Source organism: Kribbella speibonae, assembly GCF_004331375.1.
Lineage (GTDB): Bacteria > Actinomycetota > Actinomycetes > Propionibacteriales > Kribbellaceae > Kribbella > Kribbella sindirgiensis.
On sequence record NZ_SJKC01000003.1, the window covers coordinates 322,660 to 335,761 of the forward strand.

10 protein-coding genes are annotated in these 13,102 nt (G+C 68.6%); 5 read left to right on the forward strand and 5 right to left on the reverse strand.

From position 1 onward, the window contains the following. Positions 1–185: 185 nt before the first annotated feature. The 3 genes from E0H92_RS44240 to E0H92_RS22830 all read right to left on the reverse strand — a co-directional run bounded on the left by E0H92_RS44240 (position 186) and on the right by E0H92_RS22830 (position 2,928). A complete protein-coding gene (locus E0H92_RS44240) occupies positions 186–629 on the reverse strand; it encodes a VOC family protein (protein WP_165549918.1) in 444 nt (147 codons plus the stop codon). Further along, complete coding sequence (locus E0H92_RS22825; RefSeq protein ID WP_131497657.1) at positions 629–2,404, reverse strand: acetyl/propionyl/methylcrotonyl-CoA carboxylase subunit alpha; 1,776 nt, start codon at positions 2,402–2,404, stop codon at positions 629–631. Before E0H92_RS22825 ends, E0H92_RS44240 begins: the two co-directional genes overlap by 1 nt. 74 nt (positions 2,405–2,478) lie before the next feature. Beyond that, the gene (locus tag E0H92_RS22830) at positions 2,479–2,928 is read right to left on the reverse strand and encodes an Lrp/AsnC family transcriptional regulator (RefSeq protein ID WP_131460258.1); all 450 of its coding nucleotides are present in this window, start codon (positions 2,926–2,928) and stop codon (positions 2,479–2,481) included. A 61-nt stretch (positions 2,929–2,989) separates the two neighbouring features. On the opposite strand from E0H92_RS22830, the gene E0H92_RS22835 reads away from it, so the two are divergent. The 4 genes from E0H92_RS22835 (at position 2,990) to E0H92_RS22850 (ending at position 8,087) form a co-directional block, all read left to right on the forward strand. Continuing rightward, the gene (locus E0H92_RS22835) at positions 2,990–3,892 is read left to right on the forward strand and encodes an SMP-30/gluconolactonase/LRE family protein (RefSeq protein WP_131460257.1); all 903 of its coding nucleotides are present in this window, start codon (positions 2,990–2,992) and stop codon (positions 3,890–3,892) included. Between the two features lie 54 nt (positions 3,893–3,946). Continuing rightward, positions 3,947–4,876 carry an SMP-30/gluconolactonase/LRE family protein gene (locus E0H92_RS22840; RefSeq protein ID WP_131497658.1) on the forward strand — a complete coding sequence of 310 codons (930 nt, stop codon included), beginning with the start codon at positions 3,947–3,949 and terminating at the stop codon, positions 4,874–4,876. After that, positions 4,869–7,247, forward strand: coding sequence for an ATP-binding protein (locus tag E0H92_RS22845; protein ID WP_131497659.1), 2,379 nt, complete (start codon positions 4,869–4,871; stop codon positions 7,245–7,247). Before E0H92_RS22840 ends, E0H92_RS22845 begins: the two co-directional genes overlap by 8 nt. Positions 7,248–7,316: 69 nt before the next feature. Further along, positions 7,317–8,087 carry a nucleotidyltransferase domain-containing protein gene (locus tag E0H92_RS22850; protein ID WP_131497660.1) on the forward strand — a complete coding sequence of 257 codons (771 nt, stop codon included), beginning with the start codon at positions 7,317–7,319 and terminating at the stop codon, positions 8,085–8,087. An 8-nt stretch (positions 8,088–8,095) separates the two neighbouring features. Here E0H92_RS22850 and E0H92_RS22855 read toward each other — a convergent pair whose 3' ends face one another. Continuing rightward, positions 8,096–9,532 carry an Nramp family divalent metal transporter gene (locus tag E0H92_RS22855; RefSeq protein ID WP_131497661.1) on the reverse strand — a complete coding sequence of 479 codons (1,437 nt, stop codon included), beginning with the start codon at positions 9,530–9,532 and terminating at the stop codon, positions 8,096–8,098. A 94-nt stretch (positions 9,533–9,626) separates the two neighbouring features. On the opposite strand from E0H92_RS22855, the gene E0H92_RS45535 reads away from it, so the two are divergent. Continuing rightward, positions 9,627–12,671, forward strand: a complete 3,045-nt coding sequence (locus E0H92_RS45535; protein WP_131497662.1) for a helix-turn-helix transcriptional regulator — start codon at positions 9,627–9,629, stop codon at positions 12,669–12,671. Here the strand turns inward: E0H92_RS45535 and E0H92_RS22865 are convergent. Continuing rightward, positions 12,658–13,098 carry a YdeI/OmpD-associated family protein gene (locus E0H92_RS22865; protein WP_131460251.1) on the reverse strand — a complete coding sequence of 147 codons (441 nt, stop codon included), beginning with the start codon at positions 13,096–13,098 and terminating at the stop codon, positions 12,658–12,660. The genes E0H92_RS45535 and E0H92_RS22865 overlap by 14 nt on opposite strands. Between the last annotated feature and the right edge of the window lie 4 nt (positions 13,099–13,102).

Sequence of the window (13,102 nt, forward strand, 5' to 3'; positions counted from 1 at the left end):
GGAACCTACAGCGAAAACCTGAGAACTGTCTGTCAATCCACCCGAATCGTGAACTCCCGCCCACCCGCCTGCCCCACCTCTCGTGGGTTGACGTCCGAGATGCTGGGTTGGCGCACGAGATCCGGGACTTAAACCCAGCATCTCGGACGCCTACCCACCAAAGGCGGGAGAGGGCCGAGGGAGGTTCAGGGGTGGTCGGCGCCCCAGATGAGGCAGAACTCGTTGCCTTCGGGGTCTCGCAGGCATTGCCAGAGGGGGCCGTCGTAGATGTCGTCGGCTCGGGTGGCGCCGAGGGTGAGGGCTCGGGTGATGGAGCGGTCCTTGGTTTCCGGGGGGACGTAGAGGTCCAGGTGGACGCGGTTCTTGCGGACCTGCTTGCCTTCGGGGACCTGGGCGAAGTCCAGGCGGACCGCGCCGCCGTGGAGTTCGGTGACGCCGTGCTGGTCGGGGCGGAGTTCGCCGCCGACCAGCGCCTGCCAGAACCGGCTCAGCGCGTCCTGATCCACACAATCAAACGCAACCGCGTCGACGACCGGCAACGGCAGATCCACCGCGTCGTCGCCGGCACGCGAGTACGCCGGATCGTCGGCGGCGTCCTGCGCCGGGCCGTCCCCGGCGTCTGCGGGCATTAGTCCTTGATTTCGCAGATGGCGGCGCCGGCTGAGACGGTGGCGCCGACCTCGGCGGTGAGGCCGGTGACGGTGCCGGATTTGTGGGCGTTCAGGGGCTGCTCCATCTTCATCGCCTCGAGGACCACGATTAGGTCGCCCTCGGCCACCGTCGCGCCTTCCTCGACGGCGATCTTGACGATCGTGCCCTGCATCGGCGACGTCAGCGAATCACCGGACGCGGCCGAGCTCTTCGTACCGCCCGCCCGCCGCGACGGCTTCTTCTTCGACGACCCGGCGGCCGGAGCGGCACCGACCGCACCGAGCCCGGCGGGCAGGACGACCTCGAGCCGCTTACCACCGACCTCGACGGTGACCTTCTCGCGCTCGTCGTCGGACGTTGCCTCGGCCGTCGGACCGTCGTACGGCGTGAGCTGGTTGTCGTACTCGGTCTCGATCCAGCGGGTGTGGACCTTGAACCCGTCCGTCCCGACGAACGCGGGGTCGGACACGACCGCGGCGTGGAACGGAATAACCGTCGGCATCCCCTCGACCACGAATTCACGAAGCGCCCGCCGCGACCGCTCGAGCGCCTGCTGCCGGTCCCGCCCGGTCACGATCAGCTTCGCGACCAGCGAGTCGAACGCGCCCGGCACGGTCTCGCCCTGGTCGTACCCGCCGTCGAGACGGATCCCCGGACCCGACGGCGCGTGCCAGCGCGTCAGCGTCCCCGGAGCGGGCAGGAACCCGCGCCCGCCGTCCTCGGCGTTGATCCGGAACTCGATCGAGTGACCGGAGACCACAGGGTCGTCGTACCCGAGTTCCTCGCCCTGGGCGATCCGGAACATCTCCCGCACCAGATCCAGACCGGTGACCTCTTCGGAGACCGGGTGCTCGACCTGCAGGCGGGTGTTCACCTCGAGGAACGAGATCAGCCCGTCCTGGCCGACCAGGAACTCGCACGTCCCGGCGCCGACGTACCCGGCCTCGCGGAGGATCTTCTTCGACGAGTCGTACAGGAGCGAGAGCTGCTCGGCCGACAGGAACGGCGCCGGCGCCTCCTCGACGAGCTTCTGGTACCGGCGCTGCAGCGAGCAGTCCCGCGTGGACACGACGACAACGTTGCCGTGGGCATCGGCCAGGCACTGGGTCTCGACGTGCCGCGGCTTGTCCAGGTACCGCTCGACGAAGCACTCACCGCGGCCGAACGCGCTGACGGCTTCCCGGGTCGCGGACTCGAACAGCTCCGGTACTTCCTCCAGCGTGCGCGCGACCTTCATCCCGCGCCCGCCACCGCCGTACGCCGCCTTGATCGCGATCGGCAGCCCGTACTCCTGCGCGAAGGCAACGACCTCGTCGGCGCCGGCCACCGGGTCCGGCGTGCCGGGGACCTGCGGTGCGCCGACCTTCTCCGCGATGTGCCGCGCCTTGACCTTGTCGCCCAGCGAGTCGATCGCCGACGGCGGCGGCCCGATCCAGATCAGCCCGGCGTCGATCACCGCCTGGGCGAACTCGGCGTTCTCGGCCAGGAACCCGTAGCCCGGATGTACGGCGTTCGCGCCGGAGCGGGCCGCGATGTCCAGGATCTTGGCGATGTTCAGGTAGGAGTCGGCCGGTGTCGACCCGTCCAGCGCGTAGGCCTCGTCGGCGAGCCGCACGAACAGCGCGTCCCGGTCCTGGTCGGCGTACATGGCGACGCTGCCCAGCCCCGCGTCGGCGGCGGCCCGGACGACCCGGACGGCGATCTCGCCCCGGTTGGCGACCAGCACCTTGGTGATCTGCAAGCTGTCGGACACAGCGGCTCCCTTCGGCTGGCCCGAGTCTAGGGTCAAGGGGCCGTCCTGCGGGCAGGGTGTTGCTCACACCACGATCACAGCACGGTGGGTTGTCCCTCGAAGAACGTCTCCAGAACCACGACTGTCTGAGTGCTGGTCACCCCGTCCACCTGGTGGAGCGCGCGCAGGGTCGACTGCAGGTCCTCGGTGGTCGCCGTGCGGACCTTCACCAGCACCGAGGCCGGCCCGGCGATGATGTGCGCTTCCTCGACCGCAGGGATCTTCCGCAGCGCCTTCAGGGTCGGCTCGTCGCCCATCCAGGCCCCCGACTCGAGCAGGACGAACGCCAGTACGCCGAGCCCGACCGCGGCCGGGTCGACGTCGATCGTCGTACGCCGGATCACGCCGGCCGCCTTCAGTTTCCGGACCCGTTCGTGGGCGGATCCGGCCGAGAGCCCGACCGCCTGCCCGAGCGCGGCGTACGACTGCCCGGCGTCCTCCCGCAACGCGGCCAGCAACCCGCGATCCACATCATCTACTGTCATATCGATCACAAACCAAATCTCGTTCTGTCTGAACTGTCAGCAACAGGATAGCGTTCCGCGCATGACGATCACACTCAATGCCGCACCGCCGCGGCTCCGGGCCGAGCTCGTGGTCCTCGACGAGCGCTTCACCAAGATCGCGGGCGACGAGTACCTCGAATGCCTGTACGACGGCGGCCGCTGGCTCGAAGGACCGGCGTACTCCCCGGCGTGGCGCTGCCTCGTCTTCAGCGACATCCCGAACGACCGGCTGCTCCGCTGGGACGAGTTGTCCGGCCAGGTCAGCGTTTTCCGCGCGCCGTCCGGCTACGTCAACGGCAACACGATCGACCGCGCCGGCCGCCTGATCAGCTGCTCGCAGGGCGACCGCCAGGTCATCAGAACTGAGTACGACGGCACTCGCACGGTCCTCGCGTCGCATCTCGACGGAAAACGGTTGAACAGCCCGAACGACGTGGTCGAGCGTAGCGACGGATCGATCTGGTTCACCGACCCGCCGTACGGCATCACCTCGAGCTACGAAGGGCATGCCGCCGAGCAGGAGATCGACGGCTGCCACGTCTACCGGATCGCCCCGGACGGCGCGCTGACCGTCGTCGCGGACGACTTCATCCGGCCGAACGGCCTCGCGTTCTCCAACGACGAGACCCAGTTGTACGTCGTCGACACCCCGGGCAAGCACATCCGCCGGTTAGACGTCGACGGCGACAAGCTCCTCGGCGGCGAGGTGTTCGCGCCGTGCGAGGGCGGGATGTTCGACGGTATCCGGCTGGACAGCACCGGCCGGGTCTGGGCGGCGACGCACGAGGGTGTGCACTGCTTCGACCCGGACGGCACGCTGATCGGCAAACTGCTGCTGCCGGACGTGGTGTCCAACCTGACCTTCGGCGGTCCGAAGGGCAACCGCCTGTTCATCACCGCGACCACCTCGGTCTGGTCCTGGCTGTCCACCGCTCAGCGGTAAGGCGTAGCCCCGCATATCCTTCGGTGCGAGAGATCCAAATCAGGAGGAGTCGTGATGACGGGAATTCTCGAGCCGTTGGCCGGAACCGCGCCGGCTGTCTGGGAGAAGCTGGACGACCGGTTCGCGGGGATCCGCGGTGACAGCCGGCTCGAACGGCTGTGGACCGGCGGCCGCTGGGTCGAGGGTCCGGTGTACTCCGCCGCGGGCCGCTACCTGCTCTGGAGCGACATCCCGAACGACCGGATCCTGCGCTGGGACGAGACGTCGTACCAGGTTTCCGTTTTCCGGAATCCAGCCGGAAACACCAACGGCCACACCCGCGACACCGAGGGCCGGCTGGTCAGCTGCGAGCACGGCAACCGACGGGTGACGCGGACCGAGCACCACGGCGGCATCACCGTGCTTGCCCACGAGTACGACGGAAAACGTTTGAACAGCCCGAACGACGTGGTGGTGAAGCGGGACGGATCGGTCTGGTTCACGGATCCGGCGTACGGGATCGACAGCGACTACGAGGGGTACAAGGGCGAGATCGAGACCGGCGGCTGCCATGTGTACCGGGTCGCGCCGGACGGTGCGCTGACCCGCGTCGCCGACGACTTCAACCGCCCGAACGGGCTCGCGTTCTCGCTCGACGAGTCGTTGCTCTACATCACCGATTCGGAGGAGGCGACGATCCGCGTCTTCAGCGTCGACGGCGGCACACTGAGCGGCGGCGAACTGTTCGCCGAATGCGGCAACGGCATCTTCGACGGCATCCGCCTCGACACCCAGGGCCGCGTCTGGGCGTCGGCCGCGGACGGCGTGCACGTCTACCACCCCGACGGCACGCTGCTCGGCAAACTCCTGGTCCCCGAAACCGTCAGCAACCTCACCTGGGGCGGCCCCAAGCGCAACCGCCTGTTCCTCACCGCGACCACCTCCGTCTACTCCCTCTTCACCACCGCCAACGGCGCCCCGGAGGCCTACGGCCCCCGTGTCTGAGTTCGGCGCGGTACTCCGGAGGTTCCGCAAAGCAGCCGGCTTCTCCCAGGAGAAGCTGGCCGAGCTCTCCGCCGTCAGCGTCGAGGCCGTCAAGACCTTGGAGGCCGGCCGGCGCCGGCACCCGCGTCCGCAGACAGTGAAGCTCCTGAGCGACGGCCTCGGACTGACGGAGGACGAGCGCGCGGAACTCGTTGCCGCGGCCACCCGATCGCGCACGACCCGGCAGGTACCCGAGCAGCTGCCGGACGACCTGCAGGACTTCTCGGGCCGCGACCAACAGGTCGACAACGTCGAGAAGCTGTTCCTGTCCGGTGAGTCTCGGCAGGGCGTCGTCGTGATCTCCGCGCTCGCCGGCATGGGCGGGATCGGCAAAACGGCGCTCGGCGTCCATGTCGCGCATCGGGTCGCCGATCAGTTTCCGGACGGCCAGCTGTACCTGAACCTGCGTGGCTTCGGTCCCGGTGAGCCGATGACCGCCGCGGAGGCGCTCGGCCGGCTACTGGGCAGCCTCGGAGTCCAGGTGGGCGACAGTCCGTCGAGCGTCGACGAGATCGCGGCCAGATACCGCTCGGTGCTGGCCGGCCGGCGGATGCTCGTCTTCCTGGACAACGCGGCGACGGCGTCGCAGGTCTTGCCGCTGCTCCCTGGGACCTCGACCTGCGCAGTGCTCATCACCGGTCGCCGTGCGCTGACGAACCTGCCCGGTGCGGCGCACCTCGCGCTGGACGCGCTCCCCGAATCCGAAGCACTCTCGCTGCTGGCGCAGGTCGTTGGCGACGAGCGCACGGCGTCGGATCCTGTCAACGCGCGGGCCGTCGTACGACTGTGCGGCGGTCTCCCCCTGGCGCTCCGGATCGCGGGAGCCCGGCTCGCCGCACAACCGTCGTGGAGCGTGGAGTACTTCGCCCAACGGTTGGAGACGAACCGCCGACGCCTCGACGAGCTGGCGCTCGGCGATCTCGACGTACGAACGAGCATCGAGTTGTCGTTGACTGCGGCAACCGAGCAGGACGCCGCTGCCAAGGAGGTCTTCGGGCTGCTCGGAGTGCACGAGGGCTCCGGGTTCGATCTCAAGGTCGCCGCGCGCCTGGCAGATCGACCGGAGGCAGAGCTCGAGCCGCTGCTGGAGCACCTGGTCGACCTACATCTACTGGAGTCGCCCGCGCCACGGCGCTACCAGTTCCACGACCTGGTCCGCGCGTACGCCGGGGAACTCCCAACCACCGAAGCAGACCGCCTTGCTGCCAGGGATCGTGTCATGGCCTTGTACGTGGCGATGGCCTGGCGGGCCCGGACGAGGCGCGGCATCGGGGACCCGTTCTCACGGGAATGGCTCGACGAGCTGTGGCTCGCTGGAACCGATGACCTCGAGTACGAGGAGATCCTGACCTGGCTGGACGCGGAGGCGACGGAGATCCTCGCTGCTGCCCGACGACTGATGGCGGGATCGCACTCCGACCTCGCGACCGTCGTCAGACTCGCGGTCGGCATGGCGTTGTTCTGGGCTGACCGTGGTCGCCATGCCGAGGGTGCACAGCTGACCGACGCGGCGGCGATGGCGCTGCGGCGCGATCCGAGCTGCGCCTCGCCTCGGGCGCACGCCACGATCGAACACTACTTGGCGCGGCATTACTGGGCCCTGTCGGATTTCGAGACGGCGGCGGTTCACATGACAGTTGCGCGCGAGGCGGCCGCAGCGCAGGGCTATCAGTGGATGCTGATCTACTGCATGCTCGGCCTTGCCCAATCCCTGGAGCGACTGGACAGGCTGGACGAGGCCATGGCGCAGGCCCAGGCCGGGCTGGCGCTCGCACTCAGCACCGGTGAAGAGACCACCGAAGGGGAGGCGCGATTCACCCTCGGAGTCATCGCCGGCCGGCTCGGCCGGTTCGCGGAGCAGGACCGCGAGTTCGAGCTGGCTGCGAACCTGACCCGCAGACGTTACCCAGGTTCTTACCAGTGGATTGTGCACTTCATCGCCGACGCCTATCGACGCTGCGGCCGGCCCGAGAACGCGCGCAGCTGCCTGCGTACGCAATTGGCTGAGGTCAAAGAGTCCGAAAGCCCGTTCGGGGTGGCCGAATGCCTCCAGGCGCTCGGTGCGGTCGAGGTCGAGTTGGCGTCGTACGAAGCTGCGCAGGGTTATCTCGAAGAGGCGCTGGTGTTGATCGGGGGCAACAGTGGTGAGCAGGAGGCGCGGACCAGGCATTCGCTGGGTGACGCGCTGAGCGGGCTCGGGGAGGCCGAGCCCGCTCAGGTGCAGTGGCGGCTCGCGTTGGAGCTCTACAGCCGGTACGGCCTGCCGCAGGCGGAGGAGGTTCGGAGTCTCCTCACAGCTTCTTCACCGCACGGCGGGAGCTTGCGTGGGTAATCCGTTCGCGTGCTGGTTGGGGGCGTGTGATGATGGTCTGCTGACCTGATCCAGGGAGGATTGGTGAGCATGATTCCGGAACATCTCCGGGTGGTGGCGGACAACGTGGTGGCCGAGGCGGAGCGCGATCCGCGGGTGTTGGCGGTGCTGGCAGGAGGATCGGTTGCCACCGGCACCAGTGACGAGTACTCGGATCTCGACCTCGTGCTGGTGTGTAGGGACGAAGACCAGCCGGCCTGCCTCGCCGAGGCGAAGGAGTTCGCGGGCCGGGTCGGGCCGTTGCTGTCGAGTTTCACCGGCGAGCACGTGGGCGAGCCGCGGCTGTTGATCGCCCTCTACGGACCGCCGCTCGTTCACGTGGACCTCAAGTTCGTGACGCCGGACGGGCTGCGGACGCGCGTCGAGGACGGCGTGGTGCTGTGGCAGCGCGACGACACCGTCGACCGGGTGCGGCAGGAGAGCACGCCGGCCTGGCCGCAGCCCGATCCGCAGTGGATCGAGGACCGGATCTGGGTCTGGGTGCACTACACCGCGGTGAAGGTCGCGCGCGGTGAGCTGTTCGAGGCGATCGAAGCGCTCGGCGCAGTGCGGTCGGTGGCGATCGCGCCGCTGGCCACGCTCGGCCGTACGGCGAGACCGGCCGGCGTACGACGCTTGGAGACGCTGGCGCCCGAGCTCGTGCCGGAGCTGAGTGCGACGGTTGCGACCGTGGACGCCGACGAATGCCTCCGCGCGCTGAGGGCAGCTGTCGACCTTTACCGCAAGGTCCGGGAGGGCGTCGAGCTGGAACGACGTACCGCAGCCGAGGAAGCCGTCATCGACTTCCTCGGCTGGGGATGAGGCTGGCGCTACAGCTTCTTTGCCTGGTCGATGATGGTGAAGACGGCCAGGAAGCCGAAGGCCAGGAAGGAGAACCAGAGGACCGCGGAGCGCCAGGTGGTGATCCGGATGGCGCGGGGCAGGGCCCTCGAGTTCATCCACCAGAGCAGGCCGGAGTAGATGAACATCATGGTGCCGGCGGTGCAGGCGGAGATCACCAGGAGCACCAGCGGCTGGGTGAGACCCGCCAGCAGCACGATGATGCCGAAGGCAACCAGTCCCCAGACCAGCCAGAAGTACAGCTTGGACTCGGAGATCTTCGATTCGCGAAGATAGCGGGCCTTGACCATGTCGGCCGACAGCCGGGACGTGTAGTCGACGATGCCGGCCGCCGCGGCGAACAGCGAGAAGGCGCCGATCGCCCAGAACAGGTAGCCGAACCAGCCACCTACCAGGGTCTGCAGCGTCGTACCCTCGATCTTCAGGAAGCCGATGTTGTTCTTCACCGCGCTGTCGCCGAACAGCGTGGAGTGCGCGAGCATCGAGGTGAAGATGATCGTCACCACGGTGATCGCCACGAAGGTCGCGGCCTGCTCGATGTTCGCGAACTTCCACCAGCGCTTCCAGCGGGCCAGGTTCTCGTCGTTCGGCGGGAACGTGTACCCGTTGGCGGTCGGGTCGGCCTCGGTCTCACCGGTCACCGGTGACGTCAGCCGCGGTACGTGCACGCCCATCCCGAAGCCCTTGTCGCGGATCCAGTTGCTCTGCACGAGGTTCTGTCCGCCGCCGGCACCGGCGTACGCGATCGCGCCCATCACCAGCGCGAACCCGAGCTGCTCGGCCGGGAACTGCGGCTGCGTGACCGCGTCCCCGAGCGCGCTGTACGTCTTCCCGCGGATCGCGAACGCGAGCGCGAGGATCACCAGCAGCGCGACGGCCGCGATCTTCACCGCGATCAGCCGCTCGAGCATCACGTAGACGACCGGTGCGAGGGTCAGGATCGCGCCGATCAGTACCAGCATGCCGATCGCGATCCAGCGCGGGTTGCCGGCGCCGAACAGGTACGTGAGCATGCTCGCCGAGCTGGTCGCCCAGCCGGGCCAGAGGTTCGCGAAGTACGTCATGATCGCGAAGAACAGGCCCCAGTGCTTCCCGTACCGGTTGAAGCCGGTCAACGCTGTCTCACCAGTTGCCAGCGTGTACCGCTCGATCTCCATGTTGAGGAACCACTGGACCACCACGCCGACGACGGCGCCCCAGAGGAACACCAGGCCGACCTGGCTGGAGATGTAGGGCCAGAGGATGAACTCTCCCGACGCCAGTCCCACCCCGGCGCCGACCATGCCGGGGCCGATGATCTTCCAGGTCTTGGTGGGCGGTTCGGGAAGGTCGCGAACCTGCGGTGCGGGCAGGTTCTTGGTCGGTAGCGCGAATCGTCCGTGGTCAGTCGACGTGGTGTCTGCCATCAGGCTCCTCACTTCTTCGACCCCCCATTCGGGAGGGTAGCGAATACTGTCGACAACGGCGACCCCTAGCAACCCGAATGGCAGACTGGCGCCCATGGGTGGGGTGACAGTCCTGATCGCGTCGTACGCCGGTGCCGCCAGCGCGCCCGCCTACGCCCGCCTGGCGGGCCTTGCCGCCGAGCTGCCGGGGGAGCGGTTGGTACGACGTGACGCCGGGTGGCCCGTCCTGCTGTACGACGACGCGGCTGATGCGATCGCCGCGGCAGGGGCGCTGCGTGACGCGGCCTCCCGGGTGCCCGCGGGTGAACTCCTCCGTATCGCGCTGCACACCGCGCCGACCACCGCTCCGGCCGTTCGCCACGCCGAACACCTGCTGGCGCTGGCGAATCCAGGCCAGACGTTGCTAACCACAACAACCACGGCCGCCCTCCAGTCGGCCGCCGACACCTGGGTCGGCCAGTTGCGCGATCTCGGCGTCCATCGGCTGCGGGATCTCGGGTCGCCCGAGCGGATCTTCGAGCTGACGTCCACGACCGAGCCGTTGCGTTCCCTCGACCTGGTGCCGAACAACCTCCCGGTGATGTTCACCAGCTTCGTCGGCCGCGAGACCCAGGTCGCTGCGCTCCGTACACAGCTGTCCGGCAGCCGGCTCGTCACCCTCACGGGACCGGGAGGGAGCGGAAAGACCCGCCTGGCCGCGCAAACCGCTGCGGAGCTGGCCGAACGCTGGCCCGACGGCGTCTGGTGGGTCGACCTCTCCGCGGTCACCGACAGTGCGCAGATCCCGGAGACGGTCGCGGTGGAGATCGGTCTCCTGGTCGAGCCCGGCGACCGTCTCCTCATCGGGCAGCTCCGCGGCAAGCGGGCGCTGATCTGCCTCGACAACTGCGAACAGATCATCGAGGGAGCCGCCGAGTTCGTCGGCGTACTGCAAACCGGCTGCCCCGAGATCACCGTGCTGGCCACCAGCCGAGAGCCCCTCGCCCTCCCCGGCGAAGCAATCTGGCCCGTCCCACCCCTCTCCCCATCCGAAGCCGAAACCCTCTTCCGCGAACGCGCCACCACCAACGCCCCCGCCCCAGCGTCCGCGGCGGGGGATCGTGCCGTGCGGGCGATTTGCGCACGTCTCGACGGCATCCCGCTTGCGCTGGAGCTGGCCGCCGCCTGGGCGCGGACCTTGACTCCCGAACAGATCGAAGCAGGTCTGAGCGACCGATTCGGCCTGCTGACGAAGAACGTTCGCGGAGTCGCAGCGCGCCAGCGCACACTCGCCGCGTCCATCGACTGGAGCTACGACCTGCTCGACGACACCGAGCGCCAGGTCTTCCGCCGGCTGTCGGTCTTCGCCGGCGGATTCACCCTGGACGCCGCGTCAGCCGTCTGCGAAGCCGAACTCGACACCCTGGCGCGCCTTGTCGACAAATCGCTCGTCATCGCCGAGGACGGCCGGTACCGCCTGCTCGAGACGATCCGCGAGTACGCCGGAACACGTGTGACGGCCGACGACGACGTACGCGACCGGCATCTCGACCACTACCTCCAGGTCGCCGAGGCCGCGGAACCCTTGCTGGACAAGGATCGCGACGCCTGGCGCGCACTCGTCGAACCGGACCGCGAGAACTACCGCGCCGCCCTGGAAACCGGACTTTCCGCCGCCGACCCCGAACGCGGCCGCCGGCTGGCCGCTGCGCTCCGCTGGCTGTGGAACCTGCAGGCGACCGGCAACGAGGGCATCGGCTACCTGCGCCGCGCGATCGACCGCGCGCCGGACGACAGAACGTTGCTACAGGCCCGTTTGCTCTACGGGTACGCGACCGTCGCCGACACGGTCGACCCGTTCGGGTACGACGCGGCGGGCCGCGGGCTCGAACTCGCGACCGAGCTGGACGACGACCGCCTGCGTTCTCTCTTCCTCGCACTCGTCGCGGTCGGCGAGTTCTTCACCGACTTCCAGACAGCGTGGGATCTGACCGCGGAGGGCGTACGGCTGGCCGACGGCATCGGCGACGAAGCGGCCCGCAACGCGAACGTCGCCCTGCAATGCGTACTGCTGTCCCTGTGGGATCGCCACGAAGACCTCCGCCCGCTCCTGGATCGCGCCGCCGACGGTCTGATCAGCAGCGGCGAACGCGGGATCGCCTCGACCGTCCTGACCGTCTGGTCCGAGAGCCTGCTCTCCACCGGCGAACCCTTGAAGGCCGTCGAACTCGCCGAACGCGCCCTGGCCGCCGCCGAACCGCTCGCCGACTTCCACCGCGTCGGCACCGCACGCGGGCAACTCGCGACGCTGCTCGTGCGCACCGGACGGCTCGACGAAGCCCGCGAGTTGATGCGACCACTGCTCGACCTGGCCGAGTCCGCCGGCGCCGTCGTACCGAATCTCGGTCAGGTGATGGCGCTGATCTCCTTCTGGAGCGGCGAGTACGACGCAACGGTCGACTGGCTGGCCCGCGAGACCGCGCCGGACAGTCCGCTCGCGAACACGTTCGTACCGGCGATGCTCCTGCCGACTGTTGCCGCCGCCGAACGCGCGCGCGGGCGTCATGCGGAGGCGACCGCACTACTGGAACGAACCGTCGACCTGGCGCGCCGCTACAACCTGCCGCGCATCCTCGCCGACGCCCTGGACCAACTCGGCCGCCTCGCAATCACCGAACACCCGGACAAGGCCGCGGACCTCCTGCACCAGGCGCTCACGATCCGCGTCGACCACGGCCTGCGCACGTACGTCATCGACAGCCTGGAATCCCTTGCGCTCCTGGCAACCCACACCAACCGCACCCCCGACGCCACCCGCCTGTCAACCGCAGCAATCGCAGCCCGCGCAGACCTCGGCCTCGCGACACCGCCCGACCTTCCACCACTGACAACCTCGAACGACCCGCCGCTCGGGCTGGACGAGGCCGTCGCGTATGCACGGCGTACTCGAGGTGCCCGCGGCCGCCCGTCATCCGGCTGGGCCAGCCTCACCCCAACCGAGGAACAGGTCGTCGCCCTCGCAGTAGCAGGCCTCAGCAACCCAGAGATCGCCGAGCGCCTCTTCATGAGCCGCGGCACGGTCAAGACCCACCTGGCCCATGTCTACGCCAAGCTCAACGTCTCCAACCGCACCGAACTGGCCTCCCTCAAGAGGCCTTGACCATCTCCACAGCCTTCACGATCCGCCGGGCTCGCGTCTCCGGCTTCTTGGCGTCATTGATCGCGTTGACGTGCTCGCGCCGATGGCTGTAGCTCAACCCGTCGAACGCCTCCCGCACTCCCGCGTCCGCCAACGCCGCCGCCAGATCCTCCGGCACCTCCACCACCCGCTCGCCGGTATCCCGCTCGACCGTCACGGTCACCGCGTCGCCATCCCCCTTCCCCAAGTCACTGCGAATGCTCTTCAGCACCCCCAGCGCCATACAGCCGCCCATCGACGCGATCGACCCGCGATAAGACACCCCGTCAAACGTAGCCAGCACCGGGATCCGCCCACCCCCACCCAACGCAGCAACCACCGCGCCCGGCACCTCCACCCAGGCGCCGCCACCGTCGTTCACCACAACCCGGCCCTCGAACGTCTCCATACCT